The organism is Pseudomonas sp. DF11 (assembly GCF_058148565.1).
In genome coordinates this window covers 1-15,993 of the sequence record NZ_JBYVYN010000014.1, presented here as the reverse complement: position 1 = coordinate 15,993, position 15,993 = coordinate 1, and the positions used below count along the sequence as shown (strand labels likewise).

The 15,993-nt window shown below is 56.1% G+C and carries 12 protein-coding genes and 4 tRNA genes; all 16 read right to left on the bottom strand.

Annotated features, from left to right (window positions below; translation table 11 throughout):
- Positions 1-15: 15 nt before the first annotated feature.
- The 16 genes from rpoC to birA all read right to left on the bottom strand — a co-directional run bounded on the left by rpoC (position 16) and on the right by birA (position 15,911).
- Positions 16-4,215 carry a DNA-directed RNA polymerase subunit beta' gene (rpoC, locus tag AC30D9_RS27575; protein ID WP_109756659.1) on the bottom strand — a complete coding sequence of 1,400 codons (4,200 nt, stop codon included), beginning with the start codon at positions 4,213-4,215 and terminating at the stop codon, positions 16-18.
- A gap of 63 nt (positions 4,216-4,278) precedes the next feature.
- Positions 4,279-8,352: a DNA-directed RNA polymerase subunit beta gene (rpoB, locus tag AC30D9_RS27570; RefSeq protein WP_109756660.1), complete on the bottom strand. Its 4,074-nt coding sequence runs from the start codon at positions 8,350-8,352 to the stop codon at positions 4,279-4,281.
- 220 nt (positions 8,353-8,572) lie between these two features.
- Positions 8,573-8,938 carry a 50S ribosomal protein L7/L12 gene (gene rplL / locus AC30D9_RS27565; protein ID WP_307575344.1) on the bottom strand — a complete coding sequence of 122 codons (366 nt, stop codon included), beginning with the start codon at positions 8,936-8,938 and terminating at the stop codon, positions 8,573-8,575.
- A gap of 78 nt (positions 8,939-9,016) precedes the next feature.
- On the bottom strand, positions 9,017-9,517 hold the full coding sequence (rplJ, locus tag AC30D9_RS27560) for a 50S ribosomal protein L10 (protein WP_307575346.1): 501 nt from the start codon (positions 9,515-9,517) through the stop codon (positions 9,017-9,019).
- Positions 9,518-9,716: 199 nt separating this feature from the next.
- On the bottom strand, positions 9,717-10,412 hold the full coding sequence (rplA, locus tag AC30D9_RS27555; protein WP_003186095.1) for a 50S ribosomal protein L1: 696 nt from the start codon (positions 10,410-10,412) through the stop codon (positions 9,717-9,719).
- Positions 10,412-10,843, bottom strand: coding sequence for a 50S ribosomal protein L11 (gene rplK, locus AC30D9_RS27550; protein ID WP_003176435.1), 432 nt, complete (start codon positions 10,841-10,843; stop codon positions 10,412-10,414). Before rplK ends, rplA begins: the two co-directional genes overlap by 1 nt.
- Before the next feature lie 117 nt (positions 10,844-10,960).
- The gene (gene nusG, locus AC30D9_RS27545; RefSeq protein ID WP_010443972.1) at positions 10,961-11,494 is read right to left on the bottom strand and encodes a transcription termination/antitermination protein NusG; all 534 of its coding nucleotides are present in this window, start codon (positions 11,492-11,494) and stop codon (positions 10,961-10,963) included.
- Positions 11,495-11,503: 9 nt separating this feature from the next.
- Entirely contained in the window at positions 11,504-11,872 is a 369-nt protein-coding gene (secE, locus tag AC30D9_RS27540) for a preprotein translocase subunit SecE (protein WP_003206102.1), read from the bottom strand.
- 45 nt (positions 11,873-11,917) lie between these two features.
- Positions 11,918-11,993, bottom strand: a tRNA-Trp gene (locus AC30D9_RS27535).
- A gap of 53 nt (positions 11,994-12,046) precedes the next feature.
- Positions 12,047-13,240 (bottom strand): elongation factor Tu, encoded by a 1,194-nt coding sequence (tuf, locus tag AC30D9_RS27530; RefSeq protein WP_003186103.1) that lies wholly within the window; start codon positions 13,238-13,240, stop codon positions 12,047-12,049.
- Positions 13,241-13,324: 84 nt separating this feature from the next.
- Positions 13,325-13,400, bottom strand: a tRNA-Thr gene (locus AC30D9_RS27525).
- Positions 13,401-13,426: 26 nt separating this feature from the next.
- Positions 13,427-13,500 (bottom strand) — tRNA-Gly (locus tag AC30D9_RS27520).
- Positions 13,501-13,524: 24 nt separating this feature from the next.
- Positions 13,525-13,609, bottom strand: a tRNA-Tyr gene (locus AC30D9_RS27515).
- A gap of 143 nt (positions 13,610-13,752) precedes the next feature.
- Positions 13,753-14,208, bottom strand: a complete 456-nt coding sequence (locus AC30D9_RS27510; protein ID WP_307575348.1) for a hypothetical protein — start codon at positions 14,206-14,208, stop codon at positions 13,753-13,755.
- Between the two features lie 7 nt (positions 14,209-14,215).
- Complete coding sequence (locus AC30D9_RS27505) at positions 14,216-14,965, bottom strand: pantothenate kinase (RefSeq protein WP_134926053.1); 750 nt, start codon at positions 14,963-14,965, stop codon at positions 14,216-14,218.
- Positions 14,955-15,911: a bifunctional biotin--[acetyl-CoA-carboxylase] ligase/biotin operon repressor BirA gene (birA, locus tag AC30D9_RS27500; protein WP_490145259.1), complete on the bottom strand. Its 957-nt coding sequence runs from the start codon at positions 15,909-15,911 to the stop codon at positions 14,955-14,957. Before birA ends, AC30D9_RS27505 begins: the two co-directional genes overlap by 11 nt.
- Positions 15,912-15,993: the final 82 nt, after the last annotated feature.

Sequence of the window (15,993 nt, the reverse complement as noted above, 5' to 3'; positions counted from 1 at the left end):
CAATTACCGCAGAACTCAGTTACCACTCGAGTTCAGTGCTTCGGTCAGTGCAGCTTCCACTTCACTGGCGCTTACGCGCAACGGCTTGTCAGCATCACGGCGACGCTTGCGCTCGCTGTGATAGGCCAAACCGGTACCGGCCGGGATCAGACGACCCACGACCACGTTTTCCTTCAGGCCGCGCAGGTAATCGCGCTTGCCGGTTACCGCCGCTTCGGTCAGTACGCGGGTGGTTTCCTGGAAGGAAGCCGCCGAGATGAACGATTCGGTGGACAACGACGCCTTGGTGATACCCAGCAGCACGCGAGTGAACTTGGAGACAAACTTGTCTTCGGTCGCCAGGCGCTCGTTTTCCACCAGCACGTGAGTCAGTTCCATCTGGTCGCCCTTGATGAAACTCGAGTCGCCGGATTCAGCGATCTCGACCTTACGCAGCATCTGACGCAGGATGGTCTCGATGTGCTTGTCGTTGATCTTCACGCCTTGCAGACGGTAAACGTCCTGGATCTCGTTCACGATGTACTTGGCCAGCGCACTCACACCCAGCAGACGCAGGATGTCGTGTGGATCGCTCGGGCCGTCGGAGATAACTTCGCCGCGGTTTACCTGTTCGCCTTCGAAGACGTTCAGGTGACGCCACTTCGGAATCAACTCTTCGTACGGATCGCTACCGTCGTTCGGGGTAATGACCAGGCGGCGCTTGCCCTTGGTCTCTTTACCGAACGCGATGGTGCCGCTGACTTCAGCCAGAATCGAGGCTTCTTTCGGACGACGGGCTTCGAACAAGTCGGCAACACGCGGCAGACCACCGGTGATGTCGCGGGTTTTCGAAGTTTCCTGCGGGATACGGGCGATAACATCACCGATCGCGATCCGCGCACCGTCCGCAACACCGACCAAGGCGTTGGCTGGCAGGAAGTACTGAGCGATTACGTCAGTGCCTGGCAGCAACAGATCCTTGCCGTTGTCGTCGACCATCTTCACAGCAGGACGGATGTCCTTGCCGGCAGCTGGACGATCTTTTGCATCGAGTACTTCAATGTTGGTCATACCGGTCAATTCGTCGGTCTGACGCTTGATCGTGATGCCTTCTTCCATGCCCACGTAGGTCACGGTACCTTTCATCTCGGTCACGATCGGGTGGGTGTGCGGGTCCCACTTGGCCACGATTGCGCCAGCGTCGACCTTGTCACCTTCCTTGACCGAAATCACAGCACCGTACGGCAGCTTGTAACGCTCGCGCTCACGACCGAAATCGTCAGCGATCGCCAGCTCACCGGAACGCGATACCGCCACCAGGTGACCGTCCACGCGCTCTACGTGCTTGAGGTTGTGCAGACGGACAGTACCGCCGTTCTTCACCTGGACGCTGTCGGCCGCAGAGGTACGGCTTGCAGCACCACCGATGTGGAACGTACGCATCGTCAGCTGGGTACCCGGCTCACCGATGGACTGGGCAGCGATAACGCCGACCGCTTCACCGATGTTCACCTGATGACCACGAGCCAGGTCGCGACCGTAGCACTTGGCGCAGATGCCGTAGCGGGTTTCGCAGCTGATCGGCGAACGTACGATCACTTCGTCGATGCTGTTGAGCTCGATGAACTCGACCCACTTCTCGTCAACCAGGGTGCCGGCAGGAACGATCACGTCCTCGGTGCCAGGCTTGAATACGTCACGGGCGATGACACGACCCAATACGCGCTCACCCAATGGCTCTACAACGTCACCGCCTTCAATGTGCGGAGTCATTACCAGGCCATGTTCGGTGCCGCAATCGATCTCGGTCACGACCAGATCCTGGGCAACGTCTACCAGACGACGAGTCAGGTAACCGGAGTTCGCCGTTTTCAACGCGGTATCCGCAAGACCCTTACGAGCACCGTGAGTGGAGATGAAGTACTGGAGTACGCTCAAGCCTTCACGGAAGTTCGCGGTAATCGGGGTCTCGATGATGGAGCCGTCCGGCTTGGCCATCAGGCCACGCATACCGGCGAGCTGACGGATCTGCGCGGCAGAACCCCGTGCGCCCGAGTCGGCCATCATGTACATCGAGTTGAAGGATTCCTGATCGACTTCATTGCCATGGCGGTCGATGACTTTCTCTTTCGAGAGGTTGGCCATCATCGCCTTGGATACTTCGTCGTTCGCCTTGGACCAGAGGTCGATCACCTTGTTGTACTTCTCGCCCTGGGTCACCAGGCCGGAGGCATACTGACTTTCGATCTCTTTCACTTCTTCGGTGGCAGCACCGATGATGCGGGCTTTTTCATCCGGGATAACGAAGTCGTTAACACCGATGGAAACGCCGGAAATGGTCGAATAGGCAAAACCGGTGTACATCAACTGGTCAGCGAAGATCACGGTCTCTTTCAGACCAACCACACGGTAGCACTGGTTGATCAGCTTGGAGATCGCCTTCTTCTTCATCGGCAGGTTGACGACGTCGTACGACAGACCTTTTGGCACAACCTGGAACAACAGCGCACGGCCGACAGTGGTGTCGACGATACGAGTGTTGGTCACACTGCCGCCATCACGATCGTTCACGGTTTCGGTGATCCGCACTTTGACCTTGGCATGCAGTGCGGCTTCGCCGGCACGGAACACACGGTCAACTTCCTGCAGATCCGCGAACACACGACCTTCGCCCTTGGCGTTGATCGCTTCACGAGTCATGTAGTACAGACCCAATACAACGTCCTGCGACGGAACGATGATTGGCTCACCGTTGGCTGGCGACAGGATGTTGTTGGTCGACATCATCAGCGCACGCGCTTCGAGCTGGGCTTCCAGCGTCAGCGGTACGTGCACGGCCATTTGGTCGCCGTCGAAGTCGGCGTTGTACGCAGCACAGACCAGCGGGTGCAGCTGGATAGCCTTACCTTCGATCAGTACCGGCTCAAACGCCTGGATACCCAGACGGTGAAGGGTCGGTGCACGGTTGAGCAGTACTGGGTGTTCGCGAATCACTTCAGCGAGAACGTCCCAGACCTCTGGCAGCTCGCGCTCGACCATTTTCTTGGCCGCTTTGATGGTGGTCGCCAGACCACGCATTTCCAGCTTGCCGAAAATGAACGGCTTGAACAGTTCCAGAGCCATTTTCTTAGGCAGACCGCACTGGTGCAGACGCAGGGTCGGGCCGACGGTAATTACCGAACGACCGGAGTAGTCAACACGCTTACCGAGCAAGTTCTGACGGAAACGACCCTGCTTACCCTTGATCATGTCAGCCAGGGATTTCAGAGGACGCTTGTTGGAACCGGTGATAGCGCGGCCACGACGACCGTTGTCGAGCAGTGCGTCGACCGCTTCTTGCAACATACGCTTTTCGTTGCGCACGATGATGTCCGGAGCGGACAGATCGAGCAGGCGCTTCAAGCGGTTGTTACGGTTGATCACTCGACGATACAGATCGTTGAGGTCGGAAGTCGCGAAACGACCGCCATCGAGCGGAACCAGTGGACGCAGGTCTGGCGGCAGAACCGGCAGAACGGTCAGCACCATCCACTCTGGCAGGTTGCCGGAGCCCTGGAAGGCTTCCATCAACTTCAGACGCTTGGACAGCTTCTTGATCTTGGTTTCGGAGTTGGTTTGCGGAATCTCTTCGCGCAGGCGGCCAATCTCGTGTTCCAGGTCGATAGCGTGCAGCAGTTCGCGGACAGCTTCGGCACCCATGCGGGCATCGAAATCGTCGCCGAACTCTTCCAGCGCTTCGAAGTACTGCTCGTCGTTGAGCAGTTGACCTTTTTCAAGGGTGGTCATGCCTGGATCGATAACGACATAGCTCTCGAAGTAGAGAACGCGCTCGATATCACGCAGGGTCATGTCCATCAGCAGGCCGATACGGGACGGCAGCGATTTCAGGAACCAGATGTGGGCAACTGGCGAGGCCAGTTCGATGTGCGCCATGCGCTCACGACGAACTTTTGCCAGCGCAACTTCGACGCCGCACTTCTCGCAGATCACACCACGATGCTTCAAGCGCTTGTACTTACCGCACAGGCACTCGTAATCCTTTACCGGGCCAAAGATCTTGGCGCAGAACAGGCCGTCACGCTCAGGTTTGAACGTACGGTAGTTGATGGTTTCCGGCTTTTTAACTTCACCGAACGACCACGAACGGATCATCTCAGGCGAGGCCAATCCAATACGGATAGCGTCGAACTCTTCGACTTGACCCTGGTTTTTCAGCAAATTCAGTAGGTCTTTCAAGGCCTTTCCTCCTGGCGGAGCAGAGAGCGGGCAAACAGCCCCGCTCTCGATTCGCGTCACGTGTTATTCGGTTTCCAGATCGATATCGATGCCGAGGGAACGAATTTCCTTGATCAACACGTTGAAAGACTCGGGCATGCCCGGCTCCATACGGTGATCGCCGTCCACGATGTTTTTGTACATCTTGGTCCGGCCGTTCACATCGTCCGACTTCACTGTGAGCATTTCTTGCAGAGTGTATGCAGCACCGTACGCTTCCAGTGCCCAGACCTCCATCTCCCCGAAACGCTGACCACCGAACTGTGCCTTACCACCCAGCGGCTGCTGGGTAACCAGGCTGTAAGAACCGGTAGAACGAGCGTGCATCTTGTCGTCCACCAAGTGGTTCAGCTTCAGCATGTACATGTAGCCAACGGTAACCGGGCGCTCGAACTTGTTGCCGGTACGGCCGTCGAACAGCTGCATCTGGCCGCTTTCCGGCAGGTCTGCCAGTTTCAGCATGGCCTTGATTTCGCTTTCCTTGGCACCGTCGAACACCGGAGTAGCCATTGGAACGCCGCCGCGCAGGTTCTTCGCCAGATCCAGGATTTCCTGGTCGGAGAAGGTGTCCAGCTCTTCGTTGCGGCCGCCGATCTCGTTATAGATCTCGTGCAGGAACTTACGCAGGTCAGCGACCTTGCGTTGCTCTTCGATCATGCGGTTGATCTTCTCGCCCAAGCCCTTGGCTGCGAGGCCCAGGTGGGTTTCAAGGATCTGGCCGACGTTCATACGCGAAGGTACGCCCAACGGGTTGAGGACCACATCGACCGGGGTGCCATTGGCATCGTGCGGCATGTCTTCAACCGGCATGATCACGGAGACCACACCCTTGTTACCGTGACGACCGGCCATCTTGTCGCCCGGCTGGATGCGGCGACGGATTGCCAGGTAAACCTTGACGATTTTCAGCACGCCTGGAGCCAGGTCATCGCCCTGCTGCAGCTTGCGCTTCTTGTCTTCGAACTTGTCGTCCAGCAGACGGCGGCGATCAACGATATAGGCCTGGGCCTTCTCGAGCTGCTCGTTCAGAGCATCTTCAGCCATGCGCAGTTTGAACCACTGGCCATGCTCAAGACCGTCGAGTACTTCGTCGGTGATTTCCTGACCTTTCTTCAGGCCGGCGCCGCCTTCGGCCTTGTGGCCGACCAGAGCGGAGCGCAGACGTTCGAAAGTTGCGCCTTCGACGATACGGAACTCTTCGTTCAGGTCCTTGCGGATCTCGTCGAGTTGAGTCTTCTCGATAGACAGTGCACGAGCATCACGCTCGACGCCGTCACGGGTGAAGACCTGTACGTCGATGACGGTACCCTTGGTGCCGGTAGGCACGCGCAGGGAGGTGTCTTTAACGTCGCTGGCTTTTTCACCGAAGATGGCACGCAGCAGTTTTTCTTCCGGAGTCAGCTGGGTCTCGCCTTTCGGAGTGACCTTGCCCACCAGGATGTCGCCTGCGCCAACTTCAGCACCTACGTAAACGATACCGGCTTCGTCCAGTTTGTTCAGTGCAGCTTCACCCACGTTCGGGATGTCCGCAGTGATTTCCTCTGGGCCAAGCTTGGTGTCACGGGCCACACAGGTCAGTTCCTGGATGTGGATCGTGGTGAAACGGTCTTCCTGGACCACACGCTCGGACAGGCAGATGGAGTCTTCGAAGTTGAAGCCGTTCCATGCCATGAACGCGATGCGCATGTTCTGGCCCAACGCCAGTTCACCCATATCGGTGGACGGACCATCGGCCATGATGTCGCTACGCTGAACCCGATCACCCTTGCTCACCAGCGGACGCTGGTTGATGCAGGTGTTCTGGTTGGAGCGGGTGTATTTGGTCAGGTTGTAGATGTCGACACCGGCTTCGCCAGTTTCAACTTCGTCATCGGCAACACGAACCACGATACGGCTGGCGTCGACGGAGTCGATCACGCCACCACGACGAGCCACGACGCAAACGCCGGAGTCACGGGCAACGTTACGCTCCATGCCGGTACCTACCAGCGGCTTGTCGGCACGCAGGGTCGGTACAGCTTGACGCTGCATGTTCGAACCCATCAACGCACGGTTGGCGTCGTCGTGCTCGAGGAACGGGATCAGCGACGCTGCAACCGAAACTACCTGCTTCGGCGATACGTCCATCAAGGTGACGTCTTCCGGCGCCTTGACGGTGAACTCGTTCAGGTGACGAACAGCTACCAATTCATCGGTCAGGACTTTCTTGTCGTTCATCGTGGCCGAAGCCTGGGCGATCACGTGATCGGCTTCTTCGATGGCGGACAGGAACACGATCTCGTCGGTGACCAGGGCGTCTTTCACTACGCGGTACGGGCTCTCGAGGAAACCGTACTGGTTGGTGCGCGCATAGGCAGCCAGGGAGTTGATCAGACCGATGTTCGGACCTTCCGGCGTTTCGATCGGGCATACACGACCGTAGTGAGTCGGGTGTACGTCACGAACCTCGAAGCCTGCACGCTCACGGGTCAGACCACCTGGGCCCAGTGCGGAAACACGACGCTTGTGGGTGATCTCGGACAGCGGGTTGTTCTGGTCCATGAACTGGGACAGCTGGCTCGAACCGAAGAACTCCTTCACCGCCGCAGCCACAGGCTTGGCGTTGATCAGGTCTTGCGGCATCAGGCCTTCGCTTTCAGCCATCGACAGGCGTTCCTTGACCGCACGCTCTACGCGCACCAGGCCAACACGGAACTGGTTCTCGGCCATTTCGCCTACACAGCGAACACGACGGTTACCCAGGTGGTCGATGTCATCGACGATGCCTTTGCCGTTACGGATGTCGACCAGGGTCTTGAGGACCGCAACGATGTCGTCCTTGTTCAGAACACCCGAACCTTCGATCTCGGTACGGCCGATACGACGGTTGAACTTCATCCGGCCGACCGCAGACAGGTCATAGCGCTCAGGGCTGAAGAACAGGTTGTTGAACAGGGTCTCGGCTGCATCCTTGGTTGGCGGCTCGCCAGGACGCATCATGCGATAGATTTCGACCAGGGCTTCCAGTTGGTTGCCAGTGGAGTCGATCTTCAGCGTGTCGGAGATGAACGGACCGCAGTCGATGTCGTTGGTATACAGCGTTTCAATACGAACGACCTGGGCCTTGGCGATTTTCGCCAGGATCTCGGTGGTCAGCTCGGTATTGCACTCTGCCAAGATCTCGCCGGTGGCCGGATGCACGATGACCTTGGCCGTGGTGCGACCCAGGACGTAGTCGATCGGCACCTGCAGCTCTTTGATCCCGGCTTTTTCCAGCTGGTTGATGTGGCGAGCGGTGATACGACGACCCTGCTCGACAATAACCTTGCCTTTGTCATCCTGGATATCGAGGACAGCGATTTCACCGCGCAGGCGCTGAGGCACCAGTTCCAGGCTGAGGTTTTCACCTTGCACGTGGAAGACGTTGGTGGTGTAGAACGCGTCAAGCACTTCTTCGGTGGTATAGCCGAGCGCGCGCAGCAGTACCGATGCAGGCAGCTTGCGACGACGGTCGATACGCACGAATACGCAGTCTTTCGGGTCGAACTCGAAGTCCAACCACGAACCGCGGTAAGGAATGATGCGCGCGGAGTACAGCAGTTTGCCGGAGCTGTGCGTCTTGCCACGGTCGTGGTCGAAGAACACGCCCGGCGAACGGTGCAGCTGGGAAACGATTACACGCTCGGTACCGTTGATTACGAAGGTACCGTTCTCAGTCATCAGGGGGATTTCACCCATGTAGACTTCTTGCTCTTTGATGTCCTTGATCGCTTTGTTCGACGATTCTTTGTCGAAAATGATCAGACGCACTTTTACCCGCAAAGGTACGGCGTAAGTAACACCGCGCAATACGCATTCTTTGACATCAAATGCCGGTTCGCCCAGGCGATAACCGACGTACTCCAGCGCAGCATTGCCGGAGTAGCTGATGATCGGGAAAACGGATTTGAAGGCCGCATGCAGGCCCACGTCGCGGAACTGATCTTTAGTCGCTCCCGCTTGCAAGAATTCACGATACGAATCCAGCTGGATGGCCAGGAGGTACGGCACATCCATGACGTCCGGCAACTTGCTAAAGTCCTTGCGGATACGTTTTTTCTCAGTATATGAGTAAGCCATCAGCGTTCCCCAGCTTGGTCACCTGCTTGTTTGGCCCCTCCCGACGGGAGCAGCCAGAAAATCGTGCAAACCCCATGGTTTGCGCCACCACATCGGGTGGTTACAGCTCGCTATCGGCACCGACCCAGTCGGCTGCCAATAACAGAAAAAGGCCGGTGGCAAGAGCCACCAGCCATCAGCCTGTCGCTTAACGCTCGGGCTGGAGACGCAAAGTCGATGCTTACTTCAGCTCGACTTTAGCGCCTGCTTCTTCCAGAGCGGCCTTGGCTTTGTCAGCTGCGTCTTTGGCAACAGCTTCCAGAACCATGGCAGGAGCGCCGTCAACTACAGCCTTGGCTTCTTTCAGGCCCAGACCGGTCAGTTCACGTACTGCCTTGATCACGTTTACTTTCTTCTCGCCAGCTTCGGTCAGCATGACGTTGAATTCGGTTTGCTCTTCAGCAGCAGCAACAGCAACAGCTGGACCAGCGGAAGCTGCAGCAGCGGTAACGCCGAATTTTTCTTCGAAAGCTTTGATGAGCTCAACAACTTCCATTACGGACATTTTGGCTACGGCTTCGAGGATGTCGTTTTGAGAGATAGTCATGAAACTAAATTCCTGAATTGGGGGACGGCCTACGCGACCATCGAAATAAACAAAAAGCGCGAAAAGAGGTGCTCAGCCTTAGGCTGCGGCAGCTTCTTTCTGGTCGCGCAGTGCCGCCAGAGTACGAGCCAATTTGCTGGTTGCGCCTTGCATCACGCTCATCAGCTGAGAAATTGCTTCGTCACGGGTCGGCAGAGTTGCCAGTACGTCGATCTGGTTAGCTGCGAGGAACTTGCCCTCGAACGCAGCTGCCTTAATCTCGAACTTGTCCTGACCTTTGGCGAATTCCTTGAACAAACGGGCAGCAGCGCCAGGATGTTGGGTGGAGAACGCGATCAAGGTCGGGCCGGTGAACACGTCGTTGAGGACACTGTATTCAGTGTCAGCAACAGCGCGCTTGAGCAGGGTGTTACGTACGACACGTACGAAAACACCAGCTTCACGGGCCTCTTTACGGAGTCCGGTCATAGCGCCTACTGTTACGCCACGGGCATCAGCCACGACAGCGGACAGAGCAGCTTTGGCAGCCTCGTTGACTTCAGCGACGATGGCCTTCTTGTCTTCGAGTTTAATTGCCACGGGTTTAACTCCTGCTTGTTACCGTTTCATTCGGTCGAAACCGAATGTCGTTTTGGTGTCTGATTCGGTAAGGAACCGGGAGCACCATCTGCGTAGGCTTGTGGTTTAAGACTTGCGTCGCCTACGGTCTTGGACAGCCCCCGCCAGGCAGGGACCCCAATTTTTTTGGTTGACGCAATTACTTGCGCCAACCCGAGTCTTACGCGTCGAGCGAGCTCTGATCGATGACCAGACCTGGGCCCATAGTGGTGCTCAGGGTAACGCGCTTGACGTAGATACCTTTCGAAGAAGCTGGCTTGATACGCTTCAGATCAGCGATCAGGGCTTCAACGTTTTCCTTCAGCTTGACGGCGTCGAAGCCGATCTTGCCAACGGAAGTGTGGATGATGCCGTTTTTGTCGGTGCGATAACGAACCTGACCAGCCTTGGCGTTTTTAACCGCGGTGGCTACGTCTGGCGTTACGGTGCCGACTTTAGGGTTAGGCATCAGACCACGTGGACCGAGGATCTGACCCAACTGGCCTACAACGCGCATGGCATCCGGGGATGCGATCACTACGTCATAGTTCAGGTCGCCGCCCTTCATTTCAGCAGCCAGATCGTCCATGCCAACGCGATCAGCACCAGCAGCCAGAGCAGCTTCAGCTGCTGGGCCCTGGGTGAACACAGCTACACGAACGGTCTTGCCAGTGCCGTGTGGCAGCACGGTAGCGCTACGAACGACCTGGTCGGATTTACGTGGGTCAACGCCCAGGTTTACAGCAACGTCGAACGACTCGCTGAACTTGACAGTCGACAGCTCAGCCAGCAGAGCGGCGGCGTCTACAAAGTTGTAGGCCTTGCCTGCTTCGATTTTGCCGGCGATAGCCTTTTGACGCTTGGTCAGCTTAGCCATTACACACCCTCCACGTTAAGGCCCATGCTACGAGCAGAACCGGCGATAGTACGCACGGCTGCATCCATATCAGCTGCAGTCAGATCCGCGTTTTTGGTTTTCGCGATTTCTTCCAGCTGAGCACGGGTAACGGTGCCAACCTTAACGGTGTTTGGACGAGCGGAACCGCTGGTCAAACCTGCAGCTTTCTTCAGCAGAACCGAAGCTGGGGTGCTTTTTGTTTCGAAGGTGAAACTACGGTCGCTGTAGACAGTGATGATCACTGGAGTCGGCAGACCTGGCTCAAGACCCTGAGTACGGGCGTTGAAGGCCTTGCAGAATTCCATGATGTTCACGCCGTGCTGACCCAGAGCAGGACCAACGGGTGGGCTTGGGTTAGCCTGAGCGGCCTTCACTTGCAGCTTGATGTAAGCGGTAATTTTCTTGGCCATGAGGCACTCCAATTACGGGTTCGAACGCCTCGAAAGGCTCCCCGGTTACTTGCGCGTTTATCCCAGTGACGACAAAACCCCACAGCCTTGGGCTGCGGGGTTGGGATGCCTGCTCAATCAGACCTTTTCGACCTGACTGAACTCTAGCTCTACCGGAGTAGAGCGACCGAAAATGAGCACTGCCACTTGGATCCGGCTCTTTTCGTAGTTAACTTCTTCAACCGTACCATTGAAATCAGCGAATGGACCGTCGGTGACACGTACAACCTCACCCGGCTCAAACAGTGTCTTCGGCTTCGGCTTGTCGCTACCATCAGCGACGCGACGCAGAATCGCTTCCGCCTCTTTATCCGTGATCGGCGCAGGCTTGTCGGCGGTACCGCCAATGAAGCCCATCACCCGAGGGGTATCCTTGACCAAGTGCCAAGTCCCTTCGTTCATATCCATCTGTACCAGCACGTAGCCTGGAAAGAACTTTCGTTCACTTTTGCGCTTCTGGCCATTACGCATTTCAACCACTTCTTCAGTGGGGACCAGAATCTCGCCAAAGCCATCTTCCATGCCAGCCAGCTTTACGCGCTCTATCAGCGAGCGCATGACATGCTTCTCGTAACCCGAGTAAGCATGCACAACGTACCAACGCTTAGCCACGGGACACCCTTAGCCAACAATCAAGGAAACAAGCCAGCCGAGCAGGGAATCAAGCCCCCACAACAGCAACGCCATTACCAGAACAACAGCCACAACGATCAACGTGGTCTGCGTGGTTTCTTGGCGAGTCGGCCATACGACTTTACGAATCTCGGTGCGAGCTTCCTTAGCGAGTACAAAGAAAGACTTGCCCTTGGCTGTCTGCAGACCTACAAAGGCAGCAACAGCAGCAATGGCGAGCAATGCAAGTACACGGTACAGGATCGGCGAAGCAGAATAATACTGATTGCCAACAACGCCAATAACCACCAAAGCGACTACCACTAGCCACTTGAGCAGATCGAAGCGAGAGCCTTGAGCTTCAGCTTTAGGAGTCATCTATGAAGATCCTGTGAAAAGAAAGCCAGACACACTGAGTGAATCTGGCAGGTCAGGAGGGAATCGAACCCCCAACCTACGGTTTTGGAGACCGTCGCTCTGCCAATTGAGCTACTGACCTAAAACAAAATCAGGCCGACCATTATGCCGGCCCGAAAAAGACATTACAACTGTTTACTCGATGACTTTGGCTACGACGCCGGCGCCGACGGTACGACCGCCTTCACGGATAGCGAAACGCAGACCGTCTTCCATCGCGATGGTCTTGATCAGGGTAACAGTCATCTGAATGTTGTCACCTGGCATTACCATTTCAACGCCTTCTGGCAGCTCGCAGTTACCAGTCACGTCAGTAGTACGGAAGTAGAACTGTGGACGGTAGCCTTTGAAGAACGGAGTGTGACGACCGCCTTCTTCCTTGCTCAGAACGTAAACTTCTGCGGTGAACTTGGTGTGCGGCTTGACGGTGCCTGGCTTGACCAGAACCTGGCCACGCTCAACGTCGTCACGCTTGGTGCCGCGCAGCAGCACGCCGCAGTTCTCGCCAGCACGACCTTCGTCGAGCAGCTTGCGGAACATTTCAACGCCGGTGCAGGTAGTTTTCTGAGTGTCGCGCAGACCGACGATCTCAACTTCTTCCTGGATGCGGACGATGCCACGCTCAACACGACCAGTCACAACAGTACCGCGACCGGAGATCGAGAATACGTCTTCGATTGGCATCAGGAACGGCTTGTCGATAGCACGCTCTGGCTCTGGGATGTAGCTGTCCAGAGTTTCCACCAGCTTCTTGACAGCAGTGGTGCCCATTTCGTTGTCGTCTTGGCCGTTCAGAGCCATCAGAGCCGAACCGATGATGATTGGAGTGTCATCACCTGGGAAGTCGTAAGTGCTCAGCAGGTCGCGCACTTCCATCTCAACCAGTTCCAGCAGCTCAGCGTCGTCAACCATGTCAGCCTTGTTCAGGAAGACAACGATGTACGGAACGCCTACCTGACGGGACAGCAGGATGTGCTCACGGGTTTGTGGCATCGGACCATCAGCGGCCGAGCAAACCAGGATCGCGCCGTCCATCTGGGCAGCACCGGTGATCATGTTTTTTACGTAGTCGGCGTGACCTGGGCAGTCAACGTGTGCGTAGTGACGCACGGCCGAATCGTATTCAACGTGAGCGGTGTTGATGGTGATACCACGAGCTTTCTCTTCCGGGGCGCTATCGATCTTGTCGAAGTCAACCTTGGCCGAACCGAAAACTTCGGAGCAGACACGGGTCAGAGCAGCGGTCAGCGTGGTTTTACCGTGGTCAACGTGACCGATGGTACCGACGTTGACGTGCGGCTTATTACGTTCGAACTTTTCCTTAGCCATCGAAATCACCCCTAGGAGAAGAATTTAGCGAGTCACACAAGCCATTAAAACAAAGGCAGATATTTTCATATCTGCCTTGTTATATGGAGCTCTTGAGCGGATTTGAACCGCTGACCTCACCCTTACCAAGGGTGTGCTCTACCAACTGAGCTACAAGAGCGAAACACTTTGCACAACCTGCAAACTTGGAGCGGGTAGCGGGAATCGAACCCGCATCATCAGCTTGGAAGGCTGAGGTTCTACCACTAAACTATACCCGCGGAGCTTGCAGCTCACGCTAAAAATGGTGGAGGGGGAAGGATTCGAACCTTCGAAGTCGTAGACGTCAGATTTACAGTCTGATCCCTTTGGCCGCTCGGGAACCCCTCCTAAGCGAGCCGGCATTCTATATCATGCCAGCCTTCTGTCAAGCATTTTCTCATTAAAAAACCTGAGGTTAGCTGCGTTGACGTCGCTTCGTATCGCTAACCGTTAAAGGTCTTCGCTGCGAAGCGGGCGCCATTCTATGCAAACTACCCTGCCGGTGCAACCCCTTCGCATGGCATTATTTTATGTTTTAACTCATTGAATTCTTTGGAAAGGTTTTGAAGCAACGCCTCATTCACCTTTCCCGCGCTTTCTTGGGAAACCTGAACCCAGAAACCTCCATCCCCAGGGAGATTCGGTGAGCTCGATGCAGCAGGACGCCCCGTAACGCCCGAGGCAGCCAATCGCTGTTCCAGCTGCCTGGCCAGCTCCGGACGACCAAAACCACCCAAGTAAATACAGGTCTTTTGCGCTTCACCGGATTTTCCCAAATCACGCCTGACTAGCGCGTCCGCTGTTTCGCTCAAAAGATGAATATCCTGCTGCGAGCCACGGTACAAACTCAGCGGAGTCACATCCTTGGCACGAAGCGGGGCCTCCTGCTGATGCCAGATGTAATAGAAGACATTCAAAACCAGCAACAACAGGAACAGCCACCGCATAGAAACCTCAAGACAAAGGACAGGCCATCGCCAAACCGACAAAAACCAGGTCGGGCACTACCCTGGCATCAGGAACAACCCCCGAGACCAGATTGGCGTCCCCTCCGGTGAGAAACACCACGAAATCCTTTCCCCAATACTGCCGCGCCAACTCAAGTTGAGTCAGGACAAATCCTCGGAGCATCAGCATGCAACCACGCTCAACCGCCTCGACAGTCGTGCGACCTGGAGCGAGACTCTCATGGGCTCGCTCCGCTGCTATATCGTCATAGCGAATTCTTCGCGTATGGGTACGCAACTGGTTACGCATCAGGGGCATGCCCGGGCAAATAAATCCACCGAGATGCTCACCGTCCGCCGCCACAAAATCAGCGGTAATGGCAGTACCAAAATCAAGCACCAGGCACGCGCCCGAAGCGAGACGGAACCCACCAAGCAGGGCCAGCCACCGATCGAGCCCCAACCGCTCGTAATCCTCATAGCCATTTCTTACCCCGGCCATTTCTCGGGCAGGCACAGCACGCGTCACCGACACCCCAAATACATCCACCAGAGAGGCGACCAAGGAGTCTGTCTCCTCCTGGGTCCTCACACTAACGAGACGGCACTTCTTGAGTTGGAACTTGTCGGCATTACTCAAACTTGCCAACAGATCGCCGTCAGAGCTGACCACACCACCTTCGACCGGCGTCACTCCGTCGACCTGAAGAACACGCCATTTGATAAAGCTATTGCCGCAGTCAAGCTCAAGAATCATTACGCAACCTCAGACTGAGCTCACCACCGCTAAAGTTTTTTTCCACACCCTCTACCTTCAAACGCAACGCGCCCTGGTGATCGATACCCAGCACAACACCGTCAATTTTGTTGACACCGGCAATCAGGGACACAGCCCTCCCCTGCCAAAGGTGGTATTGCTCCCATTCCGACTGTATTGCGGAAAATCCCGACGTATGATGAAGCCTTAGATAGTGCTGGAGCTTTGCACCCAATCGTGCCACCAACTCATTTCGATCAAAATCCCTTCTCGCCTCAAGACCCATGGATGTCCATTGCTGGTCGACCTCATCAGTCGCTTGCATATTCACATTTATCCCCACGCCCAGGACAACATGGCAAACATCCGCAGGATCCCCTACCAACTCAAGCAAAATGCCGGCAATCTTTTTCTCTCCCACCAGGACATCATTGGGCCACTTCAGCCCCGCCTCGGCGATCCCCATATCACGCAGGGTATGCATGACAGCAAGCCCGACGACCAGACTCAACCCTTCTATTTGTCGCATGCCGCCGTCAATGCGCAGCACCAGGCTGTGGTAGAGATTCTCGGCAAATGGACTGACCCACTTACGACCACGACGACCACGACCAGCTATCTGACGCTCGGCCAAAATCATGAATGGCGCTGCCGCCCCTCGCTCGATGAAGCGCAGCGCCTCGGCGTTGGTGGAGTCGATAGAGTCAAAGATATGGACAGGCCACTCATGGAGGCCTTTTGCGCAGATCTCAGCAACATCCAGAAGCAACAGGGGCTTGGCCAACTGATACCCCTTACCTCGAACTTTATGAACAGACAGCCCTAATTCTGCTTCCAAGTGCTGCAGTTGCTTCCATACAGCGCTACGACTGATACCCAGCGCAACACCCAGCGCCTGCCCTGAATGAAAGCGGCCATCCTTCAGAAGTTTTAGCAACGTGAGCATGCGGACTGCGTCCTGATAATGAGGCCCGCATGATAGCTATGCGCAAGACAGTTGCATAGAAACACAAAATGACTTTCCTGCG